This window comes from Streptomyces sp. Ru62 (genome assembly GCF_002920615.1).
Taxonomy (GTDB): Bacteria; Actinomycetota; Actinomycetes; order Streptomycetales; family Streptomycetaceae; genus Streptomyces.
The window spans coordinates 1-26,807 of record NZ_PQSU01000006.1; the positions used below are offsets into that span (position 1 = coordinate 1).

The 26,807-nt window shown below is 68.7% G+C and carries 28 protein-coding genes and 6 pseudogenes; 20 read left to right on the forward strand and 14 right to left on the reverse strand.

Going from position 1 to position 26,807, the window contains the following annotated elements:
• Positions 1 to 140 precede the first annotated feature (140 nt).
• Positions 141 to 504: pseudogene (locus tag C3492_RS09660) on the reverse strand (hypothetical protein); the annotation flags it as partial.
• 280 nt (positions 505 to 784) lie between these two features.
• Here C3492_RS09660 and C3492_RS46845 point away from each other — a divergent pair.
• A pseudogene (locus C3492_RS46845) lies at positions 785 to 868 on the forward strand (hypothetical protein); the annotation flags it as partial.
• A gap of 331 nt (positions 869 to 1,199) precedes the next feature.
• Here the strand turns inward: C3492_RS46845 and C3492_RS09665 are convergent.
• Positions 1,200 to 2,135, reverse strand: a complete 936-nt coding sequence (locus tag C3492_RS09665) for a LysR family transcriptional regulator (protein WP_103811328.1) — start codon at positions 2,133 to 2,135, stop codon at positions 1,200 to 1,202.
• Between the two features lie 141 nt (positions 2,136 to 2,276).
• Between C3492_RS09665 and C3492_RS09670 the strand changes: the two genes are divergently transcribed.
• The 3 genes and pseudogenes from C3492_RS09670 (at position 2,277) to C3492_RS09680 (ending at position 4,892) form a co-directional block, all read left to right on the forward strand.
• Complete coding sequence (locus C3492_RS09670; protein ID WP_103811329.1) at positions 2,277 to 3,521, forward strand: MFS transporter; 1,245 nt, start codon at positions 2,277 to 2,279, stop codon at positions 3,519 to 3,521.
• 144 nt (positions 3,522 to 3,665) lie between these two features.
• A pseudogene (locus C3492_RS09675) lies at positions 3,666 to 4,057 on the forward strand (cysteine hydrolase family protein); the annotation flags it as partial.
• A gap of 202 nt (positions 4,058 to 4,259) precedes the next feature.
• A complete protein-coding gene (locus C3492_RS09680; protein ID WP_258055580.1) occupies positions 4,260 to 4,892 on the forward strand; it encodes a DUF2461 domain-containing protein in 633 nt (210 codons plus the stop codon).
• A gap of 207 nt (positions 4,893 to 5,099) precedes the next feature.
• On the opposite strand, the gene C3492_RS09685 is transcribed toward C3492_RS09680, so the two are convergent.
• Positions 5,100 to 5,684: a TetR/AcrR family transcriptional regulator gene (locus tag C3492_RS09685; protein WP_103811331.1), complete on the reverse strand. Its 585-nt coding sequence runs from the start codon at positions 5,682 to 5,684 to the stop codon at positions 5,100 to 5,102.
• A gap of 161 nt (positions 5,685 to 5,845) precedes the next feature.
• Here C3492_RS09685 and C3492_RS44520 point away from each other — a divergent pair.
• A pseudogene (locus C3492_RS44520) lies at positions 5,846 to 6,804 on the forward strand (SDR family NAD(P)-dependent oxidoreductase).
• Positions 6,805 to 7,055: 251 nt separating this feature from the next.
• On the opposite strand, the gene C3492_RS45510 reads toward C3492_RS44520, so the two are convergent.
• Complete coding sequence (locus C3492_RS45510; RefSeq protein WP_258055581.1) at positions 7,056 to 7,295, reverse strand: hypothetical protein; 240 nt, start codon at positions 7,293 to 7,295, stop codon at positions 7,056 to 7,058.
• A 328-nt stretch (positions 7,296 to 7,623) separates the two neighbouring features.
• Here C3492_RS45510 and C3492_RS09705 point away from each other — a divergent pair, with 328 nt between their 5' ends.
• The gene (locus C3492_RS09705; RefSeq protein ID WP_181140290.1) at positions 7,624 to 8,025 is read left to right on the forward strand and encodes a hypothetical protein; all 402 of its coding nucleotides are present in this window, start codon (positions 7,624 to 7,626) and stop codon (positions 8,023 to 8,025) included.
• An 18-nt stretch (positions 8,026 to 8,043) separates the two neighbouring features.
• On the forward strand, positions 8,044 to 8,979 hold the full coding sequence (locus C3492_RS09710; protein WP_258055618.1) for a universal stress protein: 936 nt from the start codon (positions 8,044 to 8,046) through the stop codon (positions 8,977 to 8,979).
• 186 nt (positions 8,980 to 9,165) lie between these two features.
• Here the strand turns inward: C3492_RS09710 and C3492_RS09715 are convergent, their stop codons facing one another.
• On the reverse strand, positions 9,166 to 11,976 hold the full coding sequence (locus tag C3492_RS09715; RefSeq protein ID WP_103811332.1) for a Pls/PosA family non-ribosomal peptide synthetase: 2,811 nt from the start codon (positions 11,974 to 11,976) through the stop codon (positions 9,166 to 9,168).
• Positions 11,977 to 13,517: 1,541 nt separating this feature from the next.
• Here C3492_RS09715 and C3492_RS44525 point away from each other — a divergent pair.
• The 4 genes from C3492_RS44525 to C3492_RS09735 all read left to right on the forward strand — a co-directional run bounded on the left by C3492_RS44525 (position 13,518) and on the right by C3492_RS09735 (position 16,541).
• The gene (locus tag C3492_RS44525; protein ID WP_103811333.1) at positions 13,518 to 13,916 is read left to right on the forward strand and encodes a hypothetical protein; all 399 of its coding nucleotides are present in this window, start codon (positions 13,518 to 13,520) and stop codon (positions 13,914 to 13,916) included.
• Positions 13,917 to 14,313: 397 nt separating this feature from the next.
• Entirely contained in the window at positions 14,314 to 15,078 is a 765-nt protein-coding gene (gene snpA / locus C3492_RS09725; RefSeq protein WP_258055582.1) for a snapalysin, read from the forward strand.
• A 192-nt stretch (positions 15,079 to 15,270) separates the two neighbouring features.
• A protein-coding gene (locus C3492_RS09730) for an IS5 family transposase (protein WP_103811335.1) occupies positions 15,271 to 16,141 on the forward strand; the annotation gives its coding sequence in 2 pieces (ribosomal slippage) (positions 15,271 to 15,480 and positions 15,482 to 16,141; 870 coding nt in all).
• A gap of 28 nt (positions 16,142 to 16,169) precedes the next feature.
• Positions 16,170 to 16,541 (forward strand): hypothetical protein, encoded by a 372-nt coding sequence (locus C3492_RS09735; RefSeq protein ID WP_181140292.1) that lies wholly within the window; start codon positions 16,170 to 16,172, stop codon positions 16,539 to 16,541.
• 178 nt (positions 16,542 to 16,719) lie between these two features.
• Here C3492_RS09735 and C3492_RS09740 read toward each other — a convergent pair whose 3' ends face one another.
• Complete coding sequence (locus tag C3492_RS09740) at positions 16,720 to 17,115, reverse strand: contact-dependent growth inhibition system immunity protein (RefSeq protein ID WP_258055583.1); 396 nt, start codon at positions 17,113 to 17,115, stop codon at positions 16,720 to 16,722.
• A gap of 88 nt (positions 17,116 to 17,203) precedes the next feature.
• Between C3492_RS09740 and C3492_RS09745 the strand changes: the two genes are divergently transcribed.
• The 3 genes from C3492_RS09745 to C3492_RS45515 all read left to right on the forward strand — a co-directional run bounded on the left by C3492_RS09745 (position 17,204) and on the right by C3492_RS45515 (position 18,774).
• Positions 17,204 to 18,002 (forward strand): IS5 family transposase gene (locus C3492_RS09745; protein ID WP_219822066.1). Its coding sequence is split into 2 segments (ribosomal slippage): positions 17,204 to 17,544 and positions 17,543 to 18,002, totalling 801 coding nucleotides; the frame shifts between segments, so codons are not numbered across the junction.
• A gap of 216 nt (positions 18,003 to 18,218) precedes the next feature.
• Positions 18,219 to 18,377, forward strand: a complete 159-nt coding sequence (locus C3492_RS44530) for a hypothetical protein (protein WP_181140293.1) — start codon at positions 18,219 to 18,221, stop codon at positions 18,375 to 18,377.
• 298 nt (positions 18,378 to 18,675) lie between these two features.
• Positions 18,676 to 18,774 carry a transposase family protein gene (locus C3492_RS45515; protein WP_258055621.1) on the forward strand — a complete coding sequence of 33 codons (99 nt, stop codon included), beginning with the start codon at positions 18,676 to 18,678 and terminating at the stop codon, positions 18,772 to 18,774.
• 234 nt (positions 18,775 to 19,008) lie between these two features.
• Here the strand turns inward: C3492_RS45515 and C3492_RS09760 are convergent, their stop codons facing one another.
• The 3 genes from C3492_RS09760 to C3492_RS44535 form a co-directional block, all read right to left on the reverse strand.
• Complete coding sequence (locus tag C3492_RS09760) at positions 19,009 to 19,485, reverse strand: hypothetical protein (protein WP_258055584.1); 477 nt, start codon at positions 19,483 to 19,485, stop codon at positions 19,009 to 19,011.
• A 553-nt stretch (positions 19,486 to 20,038) separates the two neighbouring features.
• Complete coding sequence (locus C3492_RS09765) at positions 20,039 to 20,260, reverse strand: hypothetical protein (protein ID WP_374938335.1); 222 nt, start codon at positions 20,258 to 20,260, stop codon at positions 20,039 to 20,041.
• Positions 20,260 to 20,403 carry a hypothetical protein gene (locus C3492_RS44535; protein WP_181140294.1) on the reverse strand — a complete coding sequence of 48 codons (144 nt, stop codon included), beginning with the start codon at positions 20,401 to 20,403 and terminating at the stop codon, positions 20,260 to 20,262. Before C3492_RS44535 ends, C3492_RS09765 begins: the two co-directional genes overlap by 1 nt.
• A gap of 72 nt (positions 20,404 to 20,475) precedes the next feature.
• Between C3492_RS44535 and C3492_RS09770 the strand changes: the two genes are divergently transcribed.
• Positions 20,476 to 20,769 carry a DUF1778 domain-containing protein gene (locus tag C3492_RS09770; protein ID WP_258055585.1) on the forward strand — a complete coding sequence of 98 codons (294 nt, stop codon included), beginning with the start codon at positions 20,476 to 20,478 and terminating at the stop codon, positions 20,767 to 20,769.
• Positions 20,766 to 21,149, forward strand: coding sequence for a fic family toxin-antitoxin system, toxin component (locus C3492_RS09775; protein ID WP_103811341.1), 384 nt, complete (start codon positions 20,766 to 20,768; stop codon positions 21,147 to 21,149). Before C3492_RS09770 ends, C3492_RS09775 begins: the two co-directional genes overlap by 4 nt.
• 184 nt (positions 21,150 to 21,333) lie before the next feature.
• Here the strand turns inward: C3492_RS09775 and C3492_RS09780 are convergent, their stop codons facing one another.
• The 4 genes from C3492_RS09780 to C3492_RS45525 form a co-directional block, all read right to left on the reverse strand.
• Complete coding sequence (locus tag C3492_RS09780; protein WP_103811342.1) at positions 21,334 to 22,122, reverse strand: GvpL/GvpF family gas vesicle protein; 789 nt, start codon at positions 22,120 to 22,122, stop codon at positions 21,334 to 21,336.
• Between the two features lie 3 nt (positions 22,123 to 22,125).
• Positions 22,126 to 22,497, reverse strand: coding sequence for a gas vesicle protein GvpJ (gene gvpJ / locus C3492_RS09785; RefSeq protein WP_103811551.1), 372 nt, complete (start codon positions 22,495 to 22,497; stop codon positions 22,126 to 22,128).
• 349 nt (positions 22,498 to 22,846) lie between these two features.
• A complete protein-coding gene (locus tag C3492_RS45520; protein ID WP_258055586.1) occupies positions 22,847 to 23,017 on the reverse strand; it encodes a hypothetical protein in 171 nt (56 codons plus the stop codon).
• Between the two features lie 20 nt (positions 23,018 to 23,037).
• On the reverse strand, positions 23,038 to 23,220 hold the full coding sequence (locus tag C3492_RS45525; protein ID WP_258055587.1) for a PQQ-dependent sugar dehydrogenase: 183 nt from the start codon (positions 23,218 to 23,220) through the stop codon (positions 23,038 to 23,040).
• A 796-nt stretch (positions 23,221 to 24,016) separates the two neighbouring features.
• On the opposite strand from C3492_RS45525, the gene C3492_RS09795 reads away from it, so the two are divergent.
• The 3 genes and pseudogenes from C3492_RS09795 to C3492_RS09805 all read left to right on the forward strand — a co-directional run bounded on the left by C3492_RS09795 (position 24,017) and on the right by C3492_RS09805 (position 25,749).
• Positions 24,017 to 24,688, forward strand: coding sequence for an SGNH/GDSL hydrolase family protein (locus C3492_RS09795; RefSeq protein WP_103811343.1), 672 nt, complete (start codon positions 24,017 to 24,019; stop codon positions 24,686 to 24,688).
• A gap of 520 nt (positions 24,689 to 25,208) precedes the next feature.
• Positions 25,209 to 25,310 (forward strand): annotated as a pseudogene (locus C3492_RS09800) (IS5/IS1182 family transposase); the annotation flags it as partial.
• 1 nt (position 25,311) lies between these two features.
• Positions 25,312 to 25,749, forward strand: coding sequence for a transposase (locus C3492_RS09805; RefSeq protein ID WP_258055588.1), 438 nt, complete (start codon positions 25,312 to 25,314; stop codon positions 25,747 to 25,749).
• A gap of 24 nt (positions 25,750 to 25,773) precedes the next feature.
• Here the strand turns inward: C3492_RS09805 and C3492_RS09810 are convergent, their stop codons facing one another.
• Positions 25,774 to 26,295: a hypothetical protein gene (locus tag C3492_RS09810; RefSeq protein WP_103811552.1), complete on the reverse strand. Its 522-nt coding sequence runs from the start codon at positions 26,293 to 26,295 to the stop codon at positions 25,774 to 25,776.
• Positions 26,296 to 26,529: 234 nt separating this feature from the next.
• Here C3492_RS09810 and C3492_RS09815 point away from each other — a divergent pair.
• Positions 26,530 to 26,679, forward strand: a pseudogene (locus C3492_RS09815) (integrase core domain-containing protein); the annotation flags it as partial.
• Positions 26,680 to 26,807 lie beyond the last annotated feature (128 nt).

The window sequence follows — 26,807 nt, forward strand, 5'->3', positions numbered from 1 at the left end:
GTGAGCGACATTGACCCAATCGTGATCAAAGTTGCCTTCCAGGCAACCTCGGGCAGCGGGCTTCGACGGGCTGACACCCGGTCGCATCCGCTCAGGCACTCCCGTCCGGCGCGGCGGCGACGTAGGCAAGCGGATGGTCTTTACATGCCACCAAGACGCACCGAGCCGGGCGACGTCTTCAGCACTCCAGCCGTGGATGCCGTCAGCGGTTCCCGGTTGTCAGTCGGGTGGCGTCGGCGGAGGCGGGTGAAGGCGGTCGGGCTGGGGCGGTGCGGGAGAAACTCCTTGATCCGCTGCGCGCATTCACGTGGGCTTGCCGCGCCGGTGTCGCACTCCAGGTCGTAGTCACCGTGGCCGTGGACCAGGTCGTACTGGTGCGCCGCGAGGCCCGGGCGGGCGGTCGCCCCTGGCCAGCTCGCGGCGGGCAAGCTCGTCCAACGGGCAGTGGACACCGACGAACAGCACGTCCTCAGGACGCAGCAGTGTCAGGCAGTCGAGCAACCGCGCCCAGCTCGAGGGCGCCGAGGCGAGCGTCAGGCATACTCCCGGTACTCACCGAGCCGGCGACCGGACTTCTCCCGCGCCCCCTCCTCGCAGTGTCACCACCCGTGCTGCCCCGGTCAGCCGCCGGAGCCGAGCAACAGGTGGAAGCGGACGGCACCGCACATCCGTGCCCTGGTCGGTCATGAGGCCCGGCGCAGGGGCACGATAGCGGCCGGCCCGATGGACGCGGGACGACGTGGAGCAGGGCATGACTTCTGGCCGCTTCACCGTGGTCGGCCCGATGATCGTCCTGACCGCGCTGAACGGCAGCCTGCCGGCGCTCCTGCAGCTCTCGTTCCATCAGCCCGAGGCCGACCGGGACCATGCAGCCGCGCAGATGGCCGAGATGCTCCTGCCCATGCTCGGCGTCTCCGCGGACGAGGCGGTGACCTCGCCCGGCGGCCCCTTCCCGCTGCGGCGTGAAGACGATGTGCTGTCTGCCGACGACGCGGCTTCACACTTGGATGGACGGGTGGCGGGGGCCGCGGAGCATGGCGTTCTGGCGGTGGGGGGCGGGTTTTCGACCAGGCGGGCGATGTCGCTGCAACTCGCGGTGCGGAGGCATGCAGGGGAGATCAGGAGTGTGCCGGTGGCCACGTCCGCCCCTGAACCACCGTCCGTCGTTCCGGCCGCGGTGATCGAAGGCGCGCCGTCGTTCAGCGCGGAATCACCCAGCGCGGCCTCCACGTCCCGGCGGCGTCGTAGCTGGCCGCTGTGGCGGCGAGGTGGGTGCGGAGGGTGGCCAGCGCCGGGTGGGGGTTGTCGCGGTGCCAGAGGAGTGAGTGCGGGTAGACGGGCGTCGGGTCGGTCACCGGGATGCGGCGCAGGCCGTGGTCGGCGGGCCAGATGAGGCGGGTGTGCTCGCCCATGAAGGTGGCCAGGGCAGGGGTGTCGGCGATGGTGTCGAGGAGCGCGTCGGAGCCGAAGTTGGGGCCGGTCGCCTCGATGGTGAGGCCGAACTCGGCGACGAGGTCGTCGTAGTAGGCGGCCCACTCGGTACCGGCGACGATGCCGGGCATCCAGATCCGGTGCCCGGCGAGCTCGGCGAGGGGTACCGACCGGGCGCCCGCCAGCGCGTGGCCGGGACCGGTGAGGAGCTGGAGCGGTTCGTCGAGCACCCGGACGGACTCGATGGCCTCGGGGAGGGGCCGGCCCGGCGCGGCGACGGCACGGAAGGACGCGTCGATCGTGCCGGAGCGGAGGGCGGCGACGGCCGTCTCGACGTCGAAGAGCATCACCACGTCGAGATCGATCCCGGGGTGCGCACGGTGGAAGCCGCGCATCAGGCCCGACTGCGCGCTGCGCGACGCGATCACGTCGACGCGCAGCGGTCGGCGGCCGGGGTGCACGGACGCGCCCGCACGCTCGGCGACACGCAGCAGCTCGCGTGCATGGGGCAGGAACGCCTGACCGTCGATGGTGAGTTCGGCGCCGCGGGGGGCACGGGTGAACAACCGTACGCCGAGGGTGCGCTCCAGCGCGGCCACGCGTTTGGAGACGGCCTGCTGGGTGATCGACAGGTCGGCGGCGGCTTTCTGGAACTGGCCCGCTTCCGCGGCGGCGACGAAGGTGCGTACTGCTTCGAGATCCACGCCGACCCACCTTAGTGAACAACCAGTAGTTGTGGATTGTCGGCAGGTCGGTTGTTTGACGTGCTGTTGTCCTGCCCGCTTGTCTCTCATCGGTCAACGTCAGTTTGTCCGGGTGGAGCCATCAAGGGGAGGGCGCTGAGCATGGTGGGCAGGAGACGGTTGGGCCGGCAGTTCGGTTGGCTGTGGGCGTCATATGCGGTGAGTGCGTACGGGTCCGGGCTGGGGTTCGGGGCGTTGCCGCTGATCGCCGTGCTGGTGCTGCGTGCCGGACCCGCGGAGGTGTCCGCGCTGTCCGCGGTGGGGCCTGCGGTGGGTGCGCTGATCGCGGTGCCCCTCGCGCCCTGGGTGGAATTCCGGCGCAAGCGCCCGGTCATGATCATGATGGACTTGGCCCGGTTCGCGGCCATGGCGACGATCCCCGTCGCCTACGCCTTCGGGTGGCTCAGTTTCGTCCAACTGCTCGTCGTCTCGGCCGTGGTCGCCGCAGCCAAGATCGCCTTCAACGCGGCCGGCGGCGCCTGTCTCAAGGCCCTCGTGCGACCGGATGACCTGCTCGTCGCCAACGCGCGGTTCGAGTCCACGAACTGGAGCTCCATCGCGGTGGGGCCACCGCTGGGCGGGGCGGCGATCGGCCTGTTCGGGCCGGTCACTACCGTGGTGGCCGACGCGCTCAGCTACCTGCTCTCCGCGTTGGGCATCACCGCGATCCGCGGCCAGGAAGAAGCACCGCGAACGACCGGCAAGAGCCCGGTCCGGGCGGGCGCACTGCTCGACGGCTGGCGACACCTCATGGGGCACCCTGGTCTGCGGGCGCTCTACCTCAACAACATGCTCGTCGGCGGTCTGATCATGGCCACCGAGCCGCTGCTGGCCGTGCTCCTGCTTCGCCAGCTCGCGTTCCCGCCCTGGCAGTACGGCCTCGCCTTCGCCGCGCCCTGTGTCGGCGGACTCATCGGCTCCCGGCTGGCCCGCCGTGTCGTGGTCCGCTACGGCCAGCACGCGGTCTTCCGGACCGTCGGCACCCTGCGCGCCATCTGGCTGATCGGCCTGGCCTTCGTCCGTCCCGGCGTCGTCGGTCTCGTCACTGTGATGGCCGTCGAGCTGGCCATCATCATCAACATGAGCCTGTACAGCCCGGTGCTCGCCACCTACCGGCTCGAACACACCCCCAAGCATCTCGTGGCCCGCACCCTGTCGGCCTGGTCGATCGGCCAGCAGGCGTCCATCGCCGTCCTCACCGCACTCGCCGGGCTGCTCGCCGACGTCACCAGCCCCCGCACCGCTCTCACAGTCGCGGGACTGCTCATTCTGGCCACCCCGCTCCTGCTTCCCCGACGCGACCAGATGCCGCAGCACGAGCCGGAACTGGCTCGTGGCCACTCATGACACACCGCGACGTGCCGCTGAAGGCCGCAGGCCGCAGACGACCGCCGAGGCGTCCGCCTCGATCGGTCGCACACCACCAGCAAGGAGAACACTCACGTGAGCACTGCTCCTGTTCTTGACCCCGTGCACACAGCACTTCTCGTCATGGACTACCAGCCCGCGATCCTGGCCGCTTTGCCAGAGGGCGGGGACCACAACGCGCTGCTCGGTCGCGTGGAAGGGGCTATCGCCCACGTTCGCGCAAACGGCGGCACCATCGCCTACGTACGCGTCGGCTTCACGGACGCCGACGGGGAGGCGATCCCGGCCATCAACAAGTCCTTCGCCCCGCTGGCCCAACACCGCGTCCTGCACCACGCGGACCCTGCCACCGCCATCCACGAGCGTCTGGCTCCCCAGGGCGGCGACATCATCGTGCGCAAGCTCCGCTACAGCCGCGTGTCCACCACCGAATTCGACCAACAGTTGGCGAGCGCGGCATCACCACTCTGGTCGTCTGTGGCATCAGCACCAGCGGCGTCGTCCTGTCCACCGTCATCGACGCGGCCGACCGCGACCACCAGCTCCACGTCCTGTCCGACGGCGTCGCCGACCACATCATCGACACCGACTTCACATCGACTGCACTCTCGACCGGCCGACGAGCCCCGCCGCAGCACCTCCCGCCTTGTCCGGGATCACGGCTCCCCACCCGTCTCACTCTCCGCGCGCGGATCGTGGGTGAGCTAACCTGCCCGCATGCGTGGACAGTTCACCGGTTGGCCGGAGCAGGCCATGGACGTGTTGTGGCAGCTCCAGGGCGAACCGACCCACGCGACCCGCGAGCGCTGTCGCGCGGACCGCGAACGCCTGGTCCGGCAGCCGATGATCGCCCTGCTCAACGCGGTCGCGGACACCGACCCCCGATACGAGGACTTCTCCGTCTGGCACTACCGCACCGACTCCTGGTGGTGGCAGAACCAGAGCGCGGTGATCCGGCTCGGCCGCAAGATCGAGATCGGTCTCCGGTTCTCCCTGGAGGGCCTGCGGGTCCAGGGCGCCTGGTGGTACCCCGACCCCGGCCAGGTGGACATGTTCCGCAGAGCGGTGGCCTCCGAGGGGAGCGGCCGCGAACTGTCCGCCATCGTCGAGGACGTGCGGAAGAAGGGCTACGACATCTCCGGGGACCTGATGAAACGCCCCCCACGCGGCTATCCGACGAACCACACCCGTACGAACCTGCTCCGCCACCGCTCGCTGACAGCCGCCCGATCCCTCGGCTGCGAGGAGTGGCTGCACACCCCCGAGGCGGTCGACCGGGTCCTCTCGGCCGCCACCGACCTGGACGCCCTGCTGATGTGGCTGGTCCGCCACGTGAAGCACGCCGCCTGACATCACGAGGGCGCCGCGCGGCACGGGAGGAACCACACCCGTGCCGCCGAACCTGGCGGGCCTGCACCGAGCGCCGAAGCAACCGCAGATGAAGCAGCGTGAGGCACCGCGAGAAGCCGCAGGTCACAGCCTATGCAGCGAAGCGGGAGATCCCACCTCCCGCGTATGAACGCCGTCGGCAGCCCGCCTCGCCGGAGGACGAGCTCATCAGTTCGTCACGATGCCGTGCAGAAGCAGGTCGATGAGTCTGGTGGCCAGGTCGCGCCGCTCCTCGCTGGCGGCCATGAGGCTGATCCCGCCGAGGGCCATCAGAACGTCCTGGGGATCGACACCTGGCCGCGCCACTGCCTGGCCCTCCAGGGCGGTGAGCAGGTGTGTGATGGCGTCGGCGAGCAAAGCCCGGGTGTGCAGCTTCTCGCTGTCGTCGGTCAACACCACGGACAGCGCGTCGGCCATGCCCTGCTTGGCGGCCATGAAGTCGATGAAGCGCTCCATCCAGGTCCGCAGCGCGTCCACCGGTGGCTGTGCGGCCGTGAGGTGCGGTGCCGCCTCGCACAGGCGCTGCACCTCCTGTCGGTAGACCGCCTCGATCAACAGTTCCTTGGACGGGAACCGGCGGTAGAGCGTGCCGACACCGACGCCGGCCGCACGGGCGATGTCCTTGACCGAGGCGCCCGCGCCCTCCCGGGCGAAGGCGACCGCTGCTGCTTCCAGCAGCCGGTCCTCGTTGCGCTGCGCGTCGGCGCGCAGGGCCCTGCGGGGCCGTGCTGCGTCCCCCTCGCGGCCGGTCATTCCCGACTCCCTTCCTGGCACACTTGCAACCGGAACCGGTTCCGCTTACTCTCGAACCGAACCGGAACCAGTTCCGGATCCGAGCCTACGACGTCCCCCTGCCTCCGCGCCATCGCCCGTGCACTCAGCGCCCCATACCACTGACCTTCTGGAAGAGCCGCATGAACGACAACCTCATCACGACCCCGTTCGGCGCACAGACGACCGCCGCCGAGGTGCGGCCGGTATCGACCTCAGTGGCCGACGTGCCATCGTCACCGGAGCAGGCTCCGGCATCGGGCGCGAGACCGCGCGTGCCCTGGCCGCCGCCGGCGCCGAGGTGACCATCGGCGTCCGTGACCTGGCGGCGGGCGAACAGGCCGCCGAGCAGATCGCCCCGGCGAGTGGCCCCGGAACGGTGCGCGCCGCAATGCTCGACCTCGCCGACCAGACCTCGGTGCGCGCCTTCGTGGAGGCATGGCGGGGGCCGCTGCACATCCTGGTCCTCAACGCCGGCGTGATGGCGTCACCGCTCCAGTGGACGAAGGAGGGCTGGGAAATGCAGTTCGCCACCAACCACCTCGGCCACTTCGCCCTCGCGACCGGCCTGCACGGCGCCCTGACAGCAGCCCACGGCGCACGCGTGGTCGCCGTCAGCTCGGTCGGCCACGTCAACGGCGACGTCCTCTTCGACGACATCAACTTCAAGCAGCACCCCTACGACCCGTGGGCGGCCTACAGCCAGTCCAAGACCGCCAACGTCCTGTTCGCGGTCGAGGCGGCCCGCCGCTGGGCGTCCGACCTGATCGCCGTCAACGCCCTCAACCCGGGCCGCATCACCAGCACTCGGCTCGGCCGCCACATCGGGGACATCTCCAACGGCCCGGCCTCCTTCGACCCCACCAGCACCGACGTGTCCTGGAAGACCATCGAGCAGGGTGCGGCAACCTCCGTGCTCCTCGCGGCCTCCCCGTTGGTCGAGGGCGTGACCGGCCGGTACTTCGAGGACTGCAACGAGGCCGGCCCGCACTGGCCCGGTGTGCGCCGGGGAGTGGCCGCCCACGCCGTGGACCCTCAGAACGCGGCCCGCCTGTGGCAGACCTCCCTCGACATGCTCGCGGCCGCCGCAACGACCGCCTGACGGCGCCACGGCCTTCAGCGGCGTGAGACCTGGTCGTACGGTGGCACATGCGGTCGGCTTCCAGGACCGCCCGGGTGAACGCCTCGGGAGCCTCCTGCGGGACCTTGTGGCCGATGCCCCTCAGCGTGCGATGGACGTACGGGCCGGTGGACTTGCCGCGGTAGACCGCGCCGTCGTCAGGCGGGGTGAAGGGGTCCGCGCACCGAACCGTTCTTCGGCCTCACGGGCTTGAAGGCGCCCGCCTCGTTCGGTCAGCCACAGCGCCGATCGCTCGTGGCCGCCGTGTAGCGGGGCCGGGCGTTGATGACGTAGTCCTCGACCGCTTCCACGGCCCAGGGCATGACGCTGAGCGTCGTGCGCCGGCGCGGCGGCGACCCCTTGGTCCCTTCACCGGAACGCACGTGCAGCGAACCGAAGTTGCCCAGCTCCTGGGCCGGCCCTGGGGTCGCGGTAGAAGTCGGTGACGTCCAGCCGACGAGGTCTCGGTACACCGCGTATCCCAGCCGTACATCAACTTGAACTCGGTGGCGTCCCGGTAGGCCGCGAGCGCTCCCCTGCGCCCCAGCGGGATCGCCCGGTCGACTTGCTCGTCCCCCTGGTCAAGCCCTCCGAATGGCCACGGTCGACTCTCCGGTCGCGATCTCGGGGCGGAAGATGAGTGTGCTCGGCCGTGTAAGGCGCAAAGGATGGCACATGTCCCCATGGTTCCCCGGCAGCTCCCGTCGCTTCGGTCACCGAGCCCTCGCGATGCCACGTGGCTGCGCCGTCGGGACGCTCGCCCTGGCAGGTCACGGCGGTGGCGGTCAGCACATTTCCGGCATGCCACGGTCGGCGCCGACCTCTTCTGCGGCTTCCGCGATCGCCTCCGCTCGCGCGCCAGCCTCGGTAGCGGCATCCTCCGCGGGTGCCCGGGCCCTGGGATTCGAGGCATCCGTCGACACCGAGGCCGCCCGGGCCGGCACCGCCGCCGAGAGTGCGCTCAAGAACGTCCAGGGCCGCGGCAACGCCGTGTCCGAGAGCCTGCCCCGGAACGGGACCGGTGGACTGCCCGCCGCCCTGGTGACGATCACGAGCAAGAGCAACCGGAGGGCGTCCTACGCCGTGCGAGCGGCGCACCTTGAGCCCGGCCACAAGCAGCAGCCCATCGCCTTCAGCAGACAGCCGCGAGGAGCCCACCTGACGGCTCGGCTCGCCATGGCCCAGCGGTACCGACGTGTGTGAGGAGGCGCTGTGGGCAGCATGGTCGTCGTAGGGGTGGACGGCTCGTCGTCGAGCCATGCGGCGGTGGTTCAGGCCGCTCGGGAGGCGGAGCGGCGTGGTGCGGAGCTGCGTGTGGTGCACGCCTTCAGCTGGCCGGTCGGGCCCATGTACGCACCGCTGGACACGTCCCCGCTCAACACACTGGCGCACGACGCCGCACAGGACGCCCGGCGTGTGGCGCCCGGGGTGAAGGTCGGCGAAGCCGTGATGATCGGCGGTGCGGTGTCGGTGCTGGTGGCCGAGTCACGCGCCGCGGACCTCGTGGTCGTCGGCCGCCGGGGCATCGGGGGCTTCGTCGGCATGCTGCTGGGCTCGACGGCGGTGTCCCTGGCCGCCCACAGCCGCTGTCCGGTGCTGGTGGTCCGCGAGGAGCCGGACTGCTCCGGGCCCGTCGTGCTGGCCGTCGACGGCTCCCCCGAGGGCGAGAAGGCGGTCGAATTCGCCTTCGCCGAGGCGGAGTTGCGGGGAGCCGAGCTCGTCGCCGTGCACGCGTGGCTGCCGGACCACGCACCGGCCGGCACGGGCGTGGAAAGCCCGGAGCGCCTGCTGGGCCAGGCGGTCGCCGCCGGACGCGCGGAGAGCCATCCGGACGTGACCGTCCGGCAGGAAGTGCTCAGCGGCGAGACCCGTTCTTCGGGGCTGCGCTGTTTTCTACGCGGGCCTCGACAAGTCCAGGTTCGCCGAGCTCGCGTTGGCCGGCGACGAGGTGATGGACTGCTGCTGCCCGTGGCCCGCTGGCTGGCGCCGGATCCCGACGAAGCGTTCGTCCTGTTGCTGCGCGTCGCCGACGCCGCGCACGGCCTTGCCGTGTTCCTTCGCCAGGGGCTGTTCGGAGTGAGAGGCGGCGCCCTCGCCGCCACGGAGGAGAAGGCGGCCCGCAAGGCCCGGAACATCACGCGGCACCACCACGTCTGAGCGCCTGACCGTGAGGCCCGTCCGCACGCACCCGTCGACTCGGCACGGACCCCGCCGGCCGTTCTGCTGACCGGAACACACGTGGAACCACGCCGGCCGTTGGACTTCCCTGGATGGGGGACGAGTCGTCGGCCGGTGCCACACGGCACCCGGCAAGCAGTAGACGCCGGCCGGGGGGCTTCATGTTCACCCCTTGTCGACCGCAACTGCTTCCCGGGCCGGATTCCCCTCCCACCGTGCCAGAGGCGGTACTTCCTCACCCTTCATCAGGAAAGTGTCGGCGTCGAGCCGTGCCCGGTCGCCGATCCTGGTGCCGTAGTGGACCAGGGTGTTCACGCCCAGGGTCACGCCCCCACCGATCGACACGCGATCGCACTTGAAGGCACCGTCCTCCTGCGAGTGACATTGGATGACGGAGTTGGCGTTGAGGATGCAGTCGTCTCCGATGTGGACCAGGGTACGTTCGGTGATGATGCAGCCGTCGTCGAAGACCCGGCGGCCCATCCGTACACCGAGGAGGCGCCAGACCATGGGCTTGAACGGTGTGCCGTTGAAGGCGTGCATGTAGTGGTGGGACGAGAGCTTCCAGAAGCGTTCGTGCCGCCAGAAGTCGGGGTCGTAGATCGAGCAGTACAGCGGCTTCACCGGCTGGATGTGTATCACGGTCCGCTCGACGACCGTGAAGTACACGACGGTGAACACCCAGGTGAGCAGAGAAGCGAGCACGAACGACGCCACGCCGATGCTGTGGTAGAGCTCGACCGCGGCCATGGTGATCAAGGTGAGAACGAAGAAGTGGAACCAGCGCACCAGCAGGTACATGCTCGCGGTGAGCGTGTTGTGCCTGTTCTTGGCGGCGAGGCGGCGGCGCAGCTCGTCACCGTGTGCCAGATGGTCGAAGCGGGTGTCTCGCATCACCGAGCGGGGGATCTCGAAACAGGGGGAGCCGAGCAGTCCCACGCCTTCGCGCTCCGGCCCGTCGATGGGGACCATGACCTTCGTCGCCAGCAGGCAGTTCTCACCGGTCCGGCCGCGTGGGGGGTAGACGATGCGGTTGCCGAGGAAGTTGTTCGGCCCGATGAAGGTGGGGTTGAGCCGGAAGGACGAGCTGGAGAAGTCGACGTTGATGATGGACAGTCCGTCGGCGATCATCGTGCCTCTGCCGACCGTGCTCAGCTGGGGGATGTCGTGCTTGACGAGCGAGCCGAAGTTCGATCCGGTCTGCTGGACCCGGCACAGGTCGTAGCCGACGCCTTGCAGGTAGTGCACGATCGCGGAACTGTCACCGAACAACGTGGTGAAGAACTTCACGTTGGTCAGCCGTGTGATCGCGCGCTGGAGGCTGTGGTGGATGCCGTAGAGCGGGTACGTTCTGCCGGGCTCGATCGCGAGGCTGAGCAGCCGGGGAAGGGTGCTCACCAGAAGCAGGGCCGCCACGATGCCGCCGAAGAAGGCCACCAGTGACGCGACGAGCGCCTCGACGTAGAACGCGGGATGGGTGAAGGCCAGCGGTCCCGGCGTGAACACCGCGTTCAGCCGGGGCACCGCTGTCAGCACGAGGCTCACACCGGCCAGCGTCAAAGGCAGGTACACCAGCACCAGGCCGAGCAACTGCGACAGGCTGTAGAGCACCCTGCGGCGGGCGCTGCACGCGGCGGGCTCGACGGCGCGGAAGTCCGTGGTCGTCGGCTGCGCCGGCGTGCCGTGCCATGACTGACCGGCCGGGATCGTCTGCCCGGAGTGCAGAGAAGAGGCATGGCCCAGCTGGGAGTCGTCGCCCATCGACGCCCCGATGTCGATGACGGCCTGCTCACTGACCGTCGCGTTCCTGCCGAGCACGACGTGCCCCGTCTCGATCCAGCCGCCCTCCGCCCGGTAGCAGGCGATCAGCGCGTCCTTGCGGACGACCGTGCCGTCCCCGACGGACAGCAGGTCGGTGCAGACGGGTACGGTGCGGGTCAGGATGGTGACGCCTTTCCCGATGTGCGCGCCGAGCGCCCTGAGGTACAGCGCGTAGAGCGGTGACCCGGTGAACAGACGCACCGGACTTGCGCGGATGAGGGACTTCACGCACCAGAAGCGGAAGTAGGCGGCGCTCCATATGGGGATCCTGCGCGGGGTGAAGCGGCCGACGAGCATCCACTTGGCGGCGATGGGCAGCGCGCAGCCACCGAGGAAGAGCACCGCACTGCAGAGGACCGCCCGCAGATAGACGCCGACCGTGCCCGTGCCCTCCACGGTCCACTCGTAGCCGAGGACGGTGATCGTGGCGCCGAGTGCGGAGAACAAGAGGAAGGCCAGGAGCTGTGCGGTCCCGCAGAGCGCGTGCTGCCGCGGGCCTGACGCAGGTCGGGGGACTTCTTCGGAGGCGAGGTCGCTCCCCGCCGGGACGGGCGAGGAAGTTCGCGTGGGTGTCGGCGCGGCTGCCGGTGACCGGATATTCCCCGCGGAGCGCGGGAACGCGGCGGCCAGGGATCGCACGGTCGAATGCCGGTAGATGTCCTTCATCGACACAGTCGGAAGGTCGTCGCGTTTGCGTACGCGGGCGCAGAATTGGGCCATCACCATGGAGTCGGCGCCGAGCTCGGAGAAGAAGTCGCCGTCCACGGGTACGTGCTCGGTGCGCAGGACGCCGGCGAGGATGTCGGCCAATTGCCCTTCGGTGTCGGCGGCGGGCGCTTCGGTCGGGGAGTCGGCCGTGCCGCCGGTGGTGGCGGGTGCCCGTGCCGGGGCGCTGTCGGTGAAGGCGGCGGCCAGGCCCCGGATCGAGGGGTGCTGGTAGATGTCCTTCATCGACACAGTCGGAAGGTCGTCGCGTTTGCGTACGCGGGCACAGAATTGGGCCATCACCATGGAGTCGGCGCCGAGCTCGCGGAAGAAGTCGCCCTCCACCGGTACCCGCTCGATACCCAAGACCCCGGCCAGGACATCGGCCAGCTGTCCTTCGGTACCGGCCGCTCGGTCACGTGTCTCGGCGGCTGGGGTTTCGGAGCGCATCTTCCCATCGCCTCCTGTCAGGTCCGCGTTCAGTGGGCGCTGTATGCCGTCGTTCTCAGGCTCAGCACGGCGGGAGTTCGGGCAGTGACGGAACGTGTCCAGGAGTTGTGTTGGCTGCTCCACTGAACAGGTCCCGTCCGTTCGCCGGCCGGCCGACCAGCGTGCGCGGCAGCCACCAGACCACGCTGCGGAGGTCCAGGGTGGCGGGGGGCGAGAAGCAAACTGGTCGTGGACATAGGCGTAAGAAGGTCGTTCGAGGCCGGTGACGTGGATGACGTGGCCCCGAAGTGAGACCTCTCCCATGTTTCCAGGTTGCTGAGAAGATCGCCGCTTCAACCACCCGGCAGGTGTCCGCAGCACCCCGCCGATCGGCGGGAGTCGGTGGCCAGATGGCTGGTGGCCTGGCAACCGTGCAGCACCCGCATCCCGATCTCGCGTCTGGGCCACCGAAGCTTCCATAGGTGACCAATCGGACACTTCAGGCCCAGGTGCGGTCACATGCCACCACGGCTGCAGCCGCCCCGTCACGGCTCGGCGCAGCGGGCCCGGGAGTTCTATGACGAGCCCGCTGTCCCCGGTCCAGTTGTGGGGTCCTGGACGAAATCGCGTGGCGACACCCCGCCGTCATCAACCGTACCCACATCGAAACGATCACACTCGACGGCCAGGAAGACACCGTCGAACAGCTGCAGCGGCTCGCCGCACTCGGACTTGACTGGGCGGCCCAGGCCGCGGAGGCGCCGTAACCACAGAATGCCCCCCACCCGATGGAGGGCACCCGGGGACAGACGTGATCGCAAGGGGGCTCACCTGGGCGGGCACGCCACGTTCCCAACCGGATCCCTTCAGCGACTCCACCGTCCCTGCCGCCGCCCGCTGGGCGACCTCAACAGGCCGAGGGTCGCGCATCTCCGGCGCGAGCAGGAATCAAGGTCCTGTCCGGGCTTCGGGCACACGATCAGCGGGCGGTGAGCCGTCGCGCCCGGGCGAGGCGCCGGAGGAGGGCGAGCAAGAGCCGGCGGCGGACGGGGCATCTGGCCGCGCCGTTCAACAACGGAAGGTGATGCGCGCCAGGCACTTTGCGGCACTCGCGGCCGCGGCGAAGCAGAACGCGCCAAGCTCCGGCCGGACCAGGGCGGCAGGAGCCTGGGGGACATCGGCAGTCCAGGCGGCAGGGGCGGCCCCCACGAGGCGCTGCAACACCAGGGTGGCTTTGTCACGAGATCGGGTTCAGGCTCGCTTCCGTGATGCGCGCACGCTGAGTGACGACTGGTGCTCCGATCAGGCTCCGGGAAATTTCCTGAAAATGACCAGGGCCGACTCGGTGTGGTCGACAGTGCAGCGTCGTGGAAGAGAAGAGACGCCGCCGACTCTGGAGGCCTGCTATTACCGTCCATTGCGGACATGTCGGTGCTGTCGCTTGACGTGAGCCACGAGATGATACGCATCGACGTGCGCAGTACGGCAGCCAGGGCGGCAGCCCGGAGTGTGGGAGCGAGTCGACCCGGGTCCACGACTCTCACCTGCGGTTTCCCGCGGATGTGCCGAGCAGGGGACGACTGGTGGTCCTCCGACTGCGAGTCCGGCGGTTCTTCTGCCCGGAGTCCTCGTGCGCTCGGCGGACGTTCGCTGAGCAGATGCCGGGACCGACCCGACGGCACAGCAGGTGGACGAAGCGGTTGCGGTCGACTCTCGCCGCGGTGGATCTCGCCCTCGCCGGCCGGGCCGGCGCCCGGAGGGCACGGGCCTTCGGAGTGTGCATCAGCCGCAGCGCCGTGTTGCGACTGCTCGATGCATTGCCCGAACCCGAAGTCCCGGCCCCGTGGGTGGTTGATGTTGACAAGTACGCCACGCAAGGCCGGCGCCTGACGTCGAGGGAGACTCCCCAGGGAGGACTCGGGGCCGGTGGGCGCGAAGAGACGGAAGCAAATGGTCCGTGACGTCGGTCACGGCGCTCCGCCGATCAACACGTGCTCTTAGTAGAAGCGGCGTGGGGGATATCTGGAGTTATATCCGCTTTGGCGTGAATGTGGATTCTGTCGTGCGTCTGGAACTCCGCCCGGTCGGCCTGCATACCAGCTGCACCGTGCTGTACGGCTTCTGACGTCGTGACAGCTTGTCCTCCCATCGCCATGTTCCGAGCGGGGGTCTGCGCGCTGCCCTGGCGAGGTCCTGGGGCCTACGAGGCGACGTAGTGGCGAGACCCGTTGCGCACCCTGTCGAGCCGTTCTAAGAATGACGACCCACAGGACGTCGCCCCAGTTGAGAACCGGTGTTCACGCCGACTCGACCGCGCACTGCGGCGCTCGACGTCACCGAGTGAGCAGGAGCCCCCACGTGAAATTGCCCCGAACGTCCCCGAGACTCCTCTCCCTCGCTCTCGGCCTGGGTCTGGCCTCCAGCGCGCTGGGCGCGGCAGTACCGGCGAGCGCAACGCCGGCCGCCACCCCGTCCGCTTCAGCCGGTACCTCCATGGCGCGGTATGACGGGTCGGCCGAGGGAGCCGCGAACAACAAGGCGTTTTTCGAGGCTGTGCTCAAGTCGGTCGCCGAGAAACGCGCCGCCCAGCCCGGCGCGCAGGCAGTGACCCTCTACTACGACGCCTCCAAGGCGCCGAGTTTCCGTTCACAGATATCGAGCGCGGCCTCGATCTGGAACAGCTCCGAGTCCAACGTCAAGCTCGAAGAGGCTTCGAGCGGTGCCGACTTCTCCTACTACGAGGGCAACGATCCGCGGGGGTCCCACGCCGACACCGATGGCCACGGAAAGGGCTCCGTCTTCCTCGACTACGCCCAGAACCAGCAGGACGACTCGATCCGCGTCGTCACTCACGAGACCGGACACGTGCTGGGGCTGCCGGACGACTACAGCGGGCCGTGCAGTGAGCTGATGTCGGGCGGCGGCCCCGGCCCGTCCTGCACGAACCGTTACCCGAACGCCACCGAGCGCGCGCGTGTCGACCAGCTCTGGGCCACCGGACTCGCGCCGACCCCGAGCACGGGGGACCAGACTGCTGGTGGCCAGAGCCCTGCACCGTCGGTACGGATCGTGACGCCGGGCAACGGTCCGGGGCGTCCGTTCCCCGGTACGCCCTGGAGTTGATCAGGTTCCCGGGTAGGCAGCGGCTCGCTCTCGCGGGCGGCTTCAGTCACATGCCCAAGATCACGGTCGAAGGCCGCAGGCCGCCCGCCAGACATCCCCCGACGCTTGCGGGGGCCTGCCTGATCGGCAGGTTCTGGGGCCGTGTTTTGAAAGTCGGCTCTGTTCCTCGTCCCGCATCGCGATGATCGCGGTGTGGGGCGAGGGGATCTCTCTGACGGTCAGTGGGCTGTGCTGGAGCCGCTGTTACCGGTCGCGGTGCCGGGGCGGCCGTCGTGGGGCCGGCGGAAGCTGATAGACGGGATCCGATGGCGGGTGCGGACCGGTGCTCCATGGAGAGATCTGCCGCAGGAGTACGGGCCGTGGCAGACCGTCTACGGACTCTTCCGCCGCTGGCAACGCGACGGGCACCTGGCCCGAACTGCTGACCCGGCTGCAGGTCCGGGCGGACGCGGACGGGCTGATCACGTGGAAGGTCAACGTCGACTCCACGATCTGCCGGGCCCATCAGCACGCCGCCGGCGCCCGCCGTGACGGACAGGCCCAGGAGGAACCGCCGGGCGGCACCCGCACCGAGCCCGGCGACCACGGTCTGGGCCGGTCACGGAGAGGCTTCACCACCAAGATCCATCTCGCCTGCGAGCAAGGCCAACGGCCGCTGTCTCTGCTGGTCACCGCGGGTCAGCGAGGTGACAGTCCCCAGTTCGCCGCCGTCCTGGATGCCATCCGGGTGCCCCGCACCGGACCGGGCCGTCCCCGTGTCCGCCCGCTGCGAATGCGAGGTGACAAGGCGTACTCCTCCCGCGCCAGCCGGGCCTACCTGCGAAAGCGCGGAATCCGATGCACGATCCCGGAGCCTGCTGACCAGGCCGCCCACCGCAAGCGTCGGAGGAAGGCCGACGGGCGGCCTCCGGCCTTCGATCGCGAGGACTACAAGGCCCGGCACGCGGTCGAGTGCGGGATCAACCAGCTCAAGCGCAACCGGGCGGTCGCCACCCGGTTCGACAAACTCGCCGTCCGCTTCGAAGCCACCGTCATGATCGCCGCGATCGGCGAATGGCTGTGACTGGCCTGAGGTGTCGGCTCCTCATGCCATGCTGACCGCGACCAGGCGAACAGGTGAGGGGAAGGCAACGATGGGGGCCCAGTACTACGGCGCCGACAGCGAGAACGGCGACCGCATCGACGACCCCTCCGAGGACGCGCTGTTCATGATGATCAGCGACCTCAACGACTCCGACAACACCTTCGTGGTCGTCCAGCCCGACGAGGACGACCCCGTCTGGTTCACCTCCGTGGCCGTCCTCGATGAAGGCGGCTACGAGATCGTCCGCCGTGACGCCTCCCGCAACGAGCACGAGGTCACCACGGCGAGCGGTATCAACGACATCGCCCGCGTCCTCACCATCTGGATGGCCGCCCGTGACTTCCCCGGACGGCCGACCGGACAGGTCACCGACTTCTGAGACACGCCCTGGTCCGGCCCACGCGGAGTCCATGATCCGATGAGCGATGATCGGTGTCATGGTTCGTCGTCTCACCCGCTGATGTCCCGCGAGGCGGCCCGGTCCGCGACCGCTCGTACAACAGGTCTCGTAAACGGTGCCCCGGACTGGGCACCTGCAGGGCGGTGCCGTTGGCGTGCTACAGAGCCAGAAACCGCTCCACCTCGTGCTTGAGTTCCGGTGTCAGATCGCTCAGATCCGAGACGATCAGGCGAAGCTCACGCCCGAGCTCGGGTGACTCGCTCCAGATCTCTGGACTCCTGCTCAGCACCGCGGCCAGCAGATCACCCTCATACATGTGACCCTCCGCCACCGGATCCAGCCGCAGGACCTCCAACGCCAGCGGCAGGAGGTAGGGCAGGCCCTCGTTCTGCCTGATCAGCAGCCTTAGGTCCTCAACTGTCAGCTCGCCGATCGGCTTACGCCGAAGGGCGTGCGCGGTCGCCACAAGGCGAGTCACGTCGCCCGGCGGGGCCGGCCAACGGTCGTTCTCCAGCTCCTCAAGGGAGCGGTCACGGTTCAGGGCTCGAATCACCGAGGGATCGTCCCATGCCCGATCTCAAACGCGGTCCACGAGGTCGTTTCCTATGGTGTGATCGTTCGTTGAGCCGTGCACGAGGGATCTGGTTGAGCGTTTAGTGCCGGACGAGTTATGGGTGCTGTTCCGGCAGGTTGTGCCGCCGACGGAGGTGAAACGCCCGCGGGGTGGTGGCCGGCGACGGGCCGGCGACCGCGAGGCCCTGGCGGCGATCATCTTCGTGGCCACGTCGGGCTGCACATGGCGGCAGCTGCCGCCCGTGTTCGGCCCTGCCTGGCCCACCGTCTACCGGCGCTTCGCCCAGTGGAGCCGGGATCGAGTCTGGGCCCGGCTCCACCGTGTCATCCTGGACGCACTCGGTGCCAGAGGTGAGCTGGACTGGTCGCGGTGCGCGATCGACTCCGTCAGTGTGCGGGCGGCAAAAGGGGCCGCTGACCGGACCGATTCCGACCGACCGCGGCAAGCTGGGGTCGAAAATCCACCTGATCACAGACCGGAATGGACTGCCCCTGTCGCTGGGCATCTCTGGTGCCAACATGCACGACAGCCTCGGTCTGAAGCCGCTGGTTCGCGGGATCCCGCCCATCCGGTCCCGGCGCGGTCCGCGTCGCCGACGTCCCGCCAAGCTCCATGCCGACAAGGGCTACGACTACGACCACCTGCGGCGATGGTTGTGCAAGAGGGGCATCCGCCACCGGATCGCTCGCAAAAGCGTCGAGTCCCCGACACGGCTGGGCCGTCACCGTTGGGTCGTCGAGAGAACCGTGTCCTGGCTCGCCGGATGCCGACGCCTGCACCGCCGCTACGAGCGCAAGGCCGAGCACTTCCTCGCTTTCGTCGGCATATCCGCCGCCCTCATCGGCTACCGCCGGCTCAGAAGCTGAGCCGGCCCAAGCCTGCTGTGTCGGTGGCAGCCCATAAGGTGCGCGCAACGTCTTGAAGGAGGAAGCCGTGGGATTTTCGGGTCACCTGGTCTTTGCTCGTAGCACGCGTCCGCTGCTGGAAGCACCCGTGTTCGACAGCATCAATCCTGAGCTGAAGGACACCGTGCGCTGCGAGGCTTGCCGGGCTATGACGACTTCTCACGTGCGGTGCGGGCCATGGACGAACGGTTCCGCGAGATCGCAACCGCGGGGATCCGGCTTGCCGCCCCAGAGGCACTCGCCTGGTGGCATCACGTGATTCCCCCACGGGGAAGCCAGGAGTTCGCCGACGACGTGCGGCGTCAGTTCGGCGTCACGATCGAGGTCGTCGACTAACGAGCTCATGCACAGTTGTCGGTGAGACGTCGAGCTCCTGATCGTCGATCGTTGGTCGTGTGGTGGGGAACGCGTCTCGTGCCGCGATCATCAGTGACCAGAACTTCACGGCTCTGTCGGCTGGGGTGATGCTGCACTCGTTGCTCAGCTAGGCCCTTCTGGCACGTTCGGCACCAGGCCAAGCTTGCGCCCAGGCCACGCAAGCGAGCTGTGGGGCGCGGGAGCGAAGCACTACCTGGTGGTCGTCTGCCGGGTCCTGGCCACGCTCGTGCATCTCCGCCACGCCACCACGCACGACATGCCGGCCTGCTGGTTCGGCGTCGACCGCCCCAGCATCACCCGTGTCATCGGCGCGGTGCGGCCGCTGCTCTGCACCGAGGGGGCGGTCTGCCAGTAGGGGTGCCACCACAGCCCTAAGGGCAGGCGCAGCAGGCAGCGGCGCAGGGCGGTGGTGTCGCGGGGGCGGGATGCGGCGAGCGCGTGGTAGATGGCGTTGAAGGCGGCTTGCGTCTGCACCGGGCCGTGTGACTGAGCGTTGCAGTTGGCGCGTTTTGCCAGGCAGGTGCTCGGCCTTGACGTGCCCGTCGACAGCTACGGGGCGCAGCAGTCCGCGCAGTGGCCTGGCTGACGCTCAGGATGCAACGGGGGCGTTCACCGGCATGGAGCTCTTGAAGTCGGTGAGCGTGAGCGTCGCTTCGATGTCGGACTCGGACGCGAAGTGGATCTTCTGGCGTACACGCACGACTCGGCCCTCGTCGTTGATCCATGCGTCGGCGTCGATTGCGGTCGCGGGGCGCAGGTTGCGTCCGACGGTCCTGTCCACCGACTCGATGTCCTTCGGGGTGAGGCGGGCCGATACCCGCAAGGGCTCGCTCCCGCCGTGCACGGAGGCGCTGTGACCGAGCATGAGCCGCACGTACTGCGGAAGTCGGTCCGCAGGTATACCTCCTTTTGCCGCCGATGCAGGGAACTCCTGCCACACCCCATGAGTTCCGCTGGCGCGCCGGTACACCTTCTGCGGGGTGATCACGACGTCCTCGGTGTACGCCTCGGTTGTGTCTGTCGTGCGACCCGTGAAAGGCGCGTTGAGGTTGACCCGCCCCTCCATGAGCTGGAGTCGTCTGGGCCCTGACTGAGTGACGGCTTTGAGCGCAGCCGAGTACGGGGCGTCGTCGGCTGCGGCCAGCCGATCGCGTACTACCTGCGTGCTGCTCTTCGGTGGTGGGGGCTGGTTCGAGGCGCATGCTGAGAGCGTCACGGCCAAGAGCACCAGGGGCAGGGGCGCTGTCCGGTGATGGAACAAGGGTGGGTCCTTTGAGTACCGAGCCCGAGGAAGAAGTGCTCCCGGGTCACAGGTGGATGGTGGACTCATCCTGTCTGGTCTCGGCGATCAGGTGAGGCGCGGGGAGAGTGGCGTGATCGAGAGTGGGTCAGACGGTTACGGAATTGCCTCCTCTGGCCGCGCAACCCTTCTGGCCAGCACCCGCCGCCGTCGAGTGCCATCATGGCGCCCGGCCCGGTCCGGGGCGGGCAGTGCCACCCGACCCCCGTAGACCGGTGATCCGCTACCTCAGCATCGATGACCAGCGAAGGGACCGCCGTGACCCGACGGCCAGGCGTAAGTCAGAACAGGCGGCAGGCACCAGTGTCTGCCTGCCACGTCAGTCAGGGCTGAACTCGGGAGCGGGACCACCGCGCCACTCCACCCACTGCGGGTCGTCCAGGAGTGCATCGGGGTCGGCGACGCCGATGCACTCGAGGAACACCACCAGGTCGTGGTCGCTGTAGGCGGTGCCGAGGACCTCGCCCTGGCCGTGGCGGTGCACGCTGACTCTCCGGCCGCCTGGGAGGGAGGGCCGGTGCACGACGATCGGTACCCGCATCACGCCTCCCAGCCTGCGCCGGGCCGGGCGGGCGGGGCGCGGCCGGGCGCGACGGTCGGGCAGTCGCTGGCGGGGAAGACCGCGAACGACAGGCGGACAGGCACGAGCCGGGCAGAGGTCAGCGCCGCGGTGTCGTCAGGCATCACGGCGCGCCTGACGGCAGTCCTGGGCTTGGGGCCTGTCCAGGCAGTGGTACCGGCGATACCATCGGTACCATGACCAAGGCCATGAACTTGCGTTTCCCCGATCCAGCGCAGCGTGCCGCGATCGAGGCCGCTGCGAAGCAGGAGGGCGTCAGCCTGCAGGAATACATCCTTTCGGCTGCCTACGCCCGGGCCACCGCCGTGGAGGAGCGCTTCCTTGAGGCGTTCAGGGCGTCGATGTCGCACAGCGGTGACGCGTTCGCCGAGGAGGCCGGCGCAGCCGGTTCCGGTGCGCCGCAGCGCGAGGCCGAGCTTCAGGCGCGGCGTGATCTTGAAAAGCAGCAGGAGCGGGGCCACGCCGCGTGACGCAGAACGAACCGCTCCACCCGCTGGACGTCGCCTTCCTGCTGCACGCCGCGGAGCTGCTGCCCGGTGATCCCCAGGTGGACGACTACGGGCCGCTCTACGCGGCGGCCGGCCGGGTCAACGCCAGGGCGATGGAACGCGACATCTACGGATCGGTGTACCTCAAGGCAGCCGCGCTGCTCCAGACACTGGCGAGACTGCCATGCCTGGAGCACTCCAACGACGCGTTCGCCTGGCACTCCACCGAGGCCTACCTGGCCCTGAACGGACACCGGCTCGACTACCCGCCCAAAGAGGCCGTCTCTCTGGTGCGCGATGCCGCGTCCGGCACTCTGGGAGTCGGCATGATCGGCCGCCAACTGCGATCCTGGACCGTCTGACCCCTTATCGCTTCGCGGTTGCTCGTCGCGGCGGGCCCGGCTCGGCGGCGCGGACCAGCGGTGGCGACGCGTACAGCGCGGCCAGAAACCGACGGCGCTTGGATGGAGGTGCTCAGGGATACGCCCCGGCCCAACGGACATCACACGCAACGGGTGGTTGCCGTTGCTGAGGCTTCGCAGCTCCTTACCCGTCTGGCTGGGCTGCCGCGGCTCCGAACGCTTCCGCGGTACCGCCTTCGGCCTGCTGGGACGAGGGGGTGTCGACGAAGCTGTACGGCGGCAGCGGGCCGTTGACTCGTAGTTCGAGGTGGGGGTGCTCCTGGTGGAATTGGTCGACCGCCGCCAGGAATCGCTCTGCTGAACCGCGGTCCACCAGGAAGGAGACATTGGCCAGCCAGCCGGTGCTCGGCGGGCCGGTGCTGACTGTTTTGGCCATCGGCTGTAGCGCCTGCTCTAGCAGCTGTGCGTCAGTGGCCTCGCGTGCCTGGACGGCGGCGGCGATCATTTCCCCAAGCCGAATCTTCTCTTCCTGCGTGCCACCGCCGGCCTCGCGGTTCGCTGCCGCCACGGCCCGGATGTCGTCGTGGTCGGCCATGATCAGGCGGAGAACGGCCTCTTCGTCGTGGGTGGCCTTGATGTTGTACTCCGCTGTGCCGTCCAGTGCCCGCAGCCGCTCCAGGAAGTGCTCCGCACGCTCGGCGAGCACCCGGGTCACCGTATCGTCGTCTGGGGAGGCGCTGCCAAACCGCATCGGCAGCACCACGCCGCCCGCCCCGGCTTCTGCCAGTACCCGCTGGTGGGCGAGGAGATCACGGCGCTTGGGCCGCAACTGATCGGGGGCGTCACTGACGAGCGCGGCCAGCTCGCCCCGGCGCAGCACCCGTACCGGCCGCGGAGGGTCTCCGATGCCCTCCAGGTCCTCGTGGACGGGGGACTGTGGGGCGCGGATGATCCCGTAGACGTAGATGCTCATCTGTCATTCCCCTCTTCCGCGCGCGGCCCGGTCGCCTCGACGCTCCCGGCCCGCCTGCTGGAAGGCGCCGGAATCCTGGGCGCCGGGCAGGGCCGGCTTGCTCTTGCCGCGGGCGCCGGACTGCGTGAGCTCCGTGAGCCCGGCCGGTTTGCCCGGCCCCGCTTCCAGATCGAGGCGGTTGCACGCCTCGGCGAAACGGAGGTAGGTGTCGACACTCGCGACCACGACCCGTACCTCGATCTTGAGTATCTCGATTCCGAGAAGGGAGACCCGCACGTACGCGTCGATCACCAGCCCCCGGTCGAGAATGAGTTCCAGGACGTCGTAGAGGCCGCTGGTACCGCCTCCGCCGCCCTGCTGTGGCGCGACGGTCATCGCGACCAACCCCTTGCCCGTCTGCCTCTGCGCGGTCCCGTCGACGCCGTCCCTCACTGCGACTGCAGGCTTCCGATGCCGAGTAGCCGCCACCACCTGCGAACAAACACACACGAGCGGATCAAGCCCCGCAGCGCCGCGACCGTCTCGGACCCAGTCTCCTTCCTGGGCTCGCCTGCTCGGGGCGGTGGGCGGCTCCAGGTGCACGGTTGGTGCCGCCCGCACGAGGGCGGTCAGCTCGCGCTGCGACAGCTCTGTGTGCTCCTTCGTGTTCCGGCGATCGATCTGGTCGCCGAGATGTTCTGCTTGATTACGCGCCCCCACTGGCTCTCGGGACCGATTCCAGTCTCTACTTGATGGTCACCTTGAGGATGCGGTCCTTGCCGGTGCCCTGGTCGGTTGTGCCCATCCGGAGCTGGTCGGCGCCGGGGACCTTGGCGATCGCCCGCAGCCTGCCGTACGTGCCGTGGTAGACCGAGGTGGCGTGTTCGACGTCCTGGCCGGTGGCGTCGATCGGCATCCGCCGCAGTCGGCGGCCGCTCAGCGTGGTCGCCAGCGGTCCCAGGCCAGTTCCTGGGGATTGCGGTGACCGTAGCTGTAGACGCGGTTTCCGAACGGGTTCCCGGGGGCCGCGGCGCCGGTCTTGGTATCCCGCAGGATTCTTCCGTAGAGCGACTTCTTGTCCTGGGCCAGGTGGCGCTCCGAGGCGTCGCCAGTGGCCACGTACAGGTATCCGTCGGAGGAACGAGATCCCCCATGATGTCGTCAGCTTGTCCGCGAGCGTACTGATCCCTCCGGGTTGCCACCCGCGTGTGGCGTACCGGCTTCGCTGTCCTGCGTATGGGGAACGGAAGGCGATTCCGTAGCTGTAGCGGGAGGCCCGGACGCGCCGACAGCCATGGAGGGCGGCGGCAGCGGTGAAGCCGCTCATACCCGGACAGATCCACTGCCGCATTGAAAGCGCCGAGCGTGACCTCCTGTTGCCTTTCCTAATATGGAGCGGCCGCTTGATTCCTGACCTGAATGGAATCGGCCAACTGCGATAACAAGGGGGGTGCTCGTTAGTACGCTGCGTCACCGAAACCAGGTCACCAGGACCCGGCCCTGATTCCTTTCTGGGGTCTCAGCCCCCTGAAGCGCAGGCAGCGGTATCTGTCCGCCCTGACGACGGACCGATTTCTGCGCCGCGGACAGCGCGCATCAGTGAGCTTGCGGACTGACTCGTCAGCCACCGGACACCGGCGCCGGGAACTCCCTCCCACGAGTGACCGCAGTCATGCAGGTGGGCGCGGAACGGATTACACCGCTACAAAGGGGCCGGTTTTCGTTGAGGGCCCCATGGGACGGTGTCGGGCCGTCAGACGGCCCACGGCCGCGAATCGTCTACTGAACTCGCACTCGGCATGCCGAGTGGCAACAAGCCCCGCATCTGGTCGGTGCACGCTGTGGCCGCTCCCACGGTGCCCTATTCGGACCAGCCCATTGGTGAGACCTCCGTCAGGCGCATTAGCTTCAGAACATGGGCATGTGTGCAGTCCGGCTGACAGGCCGCGCAACGGTGCTGGCGAGCCTGCTGTGCTCCCTCCTGGCCGCAGGCGTCAACGTTCAAGCCAACGCCATCGCCCCACATCTGAGGCTGTATGTCCTGGGTGACAGCCTTGCCGGCGGCAGCGCCCAGGGCGGTAGAGGATCGCACGGCTGGCCCTCACTGGTCGCTGAACAACTGGGACTGACGCTGAATCTCGACGCCAAGGGTGGCACCGGCTACACCACTGGTGGCCGGCAAGAAGGCGGACGGCCGTACACACAGCGGATCAACCAGGCCATTGCCGCGAAGCCGGACGTGGTCGTGGTCGAGGGCTCCCGCAACGACACCAGCCCGACGAAGACCCGAGCCGCCGCGGTAGACACCCTGCGCCGTTTGCATGAAGGGCTGCCCCACGCGCGCATTCTGGTCATCGGGCCCATCTACGCGTTCCGGCGACCGATCGGCTCGCACCCGATCGACGAGGCGGTCTCGGCCGCGGCAGAGAAACTCAACCTGCCTCACCTGTCCCCAGTGCACCGTGCGTGGTTCACCGGATCCGCTCACCAGTTCATCGGAAGCGACGATGTGCACCCCACGAACGCCGGCCACGCATACCTCGCCAAGCGGATCCGCCCCGAACTGTCACGGCTATTGCATACATAAGACCGGGATGGTGTCGATCCACTGCACGCAGGAGGCGGCCGCGCGGGCAGTCGTATGGGCCGGGCAGCTGGGCAGCTGGGCAGCTGAAACATGGTCACGGGGGTGTTGAGGTGTGGCGCGTCCCGTAGCACCCACTCGTCGAGCAGGTGAAGCAGTGCTCGGGCCGTGTCCGTAGCGCCCTCTGCGGGTGCAAGGATCAGATGGGCCCGGAGTTGGCCAGCCTGCGGTGCCGGATGCAGGGCGACAAAGCCGCTGAGCCGCCCCTCCTTCGACTCCACGACCATCGTCCGCGACGCCACATCCAGACCGGGGCTCGCGAGCAGGTCACGCACGTCTGCTCGCGTCGTCTCCCGGCGGCCGATTGCAGCGTGCCCGGCGCAGCCGAAGAGATCGAAGATCGCCTCGATGTCAGCCTTGTTGACGCTCTGCAATGCACACCGGCACCGTCGCAGGACCGCGCAGCCGTTCACAACCGATGTTTGTCGGTGACCATCTCGGGGACCCGACGCAGCATTGCCCACGGCTCCGCACCCGCTACGAACGACAGGCCGACCTCCACCAGGGCGTGCTCGAACTGGCCTGCTGCCTCATCTGCCTCCGTCGCCTGGGCACGTCAATCTGAAATGATCAGTAAGCTGCACCTGGCTGTCGAGCAAGGTCAGAAGCCTAGGTGGATCGTGGTCACGGCCGGGCAGCGTGGCGACTCGCCGCAGTTCGAGCCCGTCCTGGAGAAGGTCCGCGTGCCGCGCATCGGGGTGGGCCGGCCACGCGCCCGCCCCAACCGGGTCCGCGTGGACAAGGCGTACGCCTCCCGCAAGAACCGCGCCTACCTGCGCCGCCGCGGGATCCGCTGCACCATCCCCGACAAGGCTGACCAGGCGCACAACCGCAGAAGGCTCGGATCCCGCGGTGGCCGGCCACCGCGCTTCGAACCCGGTCGACTACCGCGGGCGTCATGCGGTGGAGTGCGGGATCAACCGCCTAGAGGAACCGCACCATGGCCACGCGATGCGACAAGCTCGCGATCCGCTACGAGGCGACCGTCCTCGTCGCGGCCATGAACGAGTGGCTGTGACCCGCGGCCATCACGCGGTGGGATCCACGTTCCACACCTCCGGCAGATCGCTGCCGCAGAAGACGCAGACGAAGTCGTCCTCGCGCACGATGTTGTGCTCCTGGCAGCCAGGACACCGGCGGAACACCACCTCGTGGGTGAAGCCGGAGGGTCGTTCGAGCCCTACGTCGTCCAGAGCACGAGCGACTTCCGACCAGGAGCCGATGCCGGGGCAATACCCGGTGGACTGGTTGCTGACCTCGCTCACGGCCCACCGGTCCGCCTCGCGCACAAAACTGATTTCGCCGGCACTCAAGACCATGGCTCCGCCAGCGCAGGCCACATGCTCGCTCCGTCGGGGCGCCAACCGAAGCGCACCGTCCACGCCGACCACGAAGGTGAACGGCTCGGCCAGTTCCGCCGCCGATTGCCCAGCGATCCAGTCGCCGAACTCAGCTGCCGAGCTGATCCGGCACCCGCCACTGCCAGGCCGGACCGCAGCCTTCAGCTCGACCGGTCCGACGTATCGGTAACTCCGCCCCCGCGCACTCACGTCAGCCAACCTAGAGCACTTCCGACACACGCCCTAGCTGTGATGTCCCGGGACGTTGGTGACACGCCTGCTGGGTGCTTGAACAGATGAGGGCCTTCTGGGTTCGGTGTGGATTGCGACATCTACGCCCGACCGCAGGAGGCCCTCGTGTCCCACCGTAATGCCCCGCTGACGCCGACCGGCAGGCTGCGTCTGGCCCGGTGTGTCGTGGACGACGGCTGGCCCTTGCGGCGGGAATGGGCTTACCAGCGGCCCTACACCACAGATGCCGAGCGGCAGGCAGCGTTTCCCGACTGGCTGGACTGGTACAACCACCACCGACCCCACACCGGCATCAGCGGCCAAACACCAGCCAGCCGCGTCACCAACCTGTCCGGTCAGCACACCCTGGCGGCCCTGGGCGATGAGGCCGGCGCGGAGGTCCATGAAGGCTTCGTCGGAGCAGTCATGTAGCCGGCTGCCCACACGTCCCAGCGGTAGATCGCCCCGTGGAGCTGATCGAAGCACTGCCG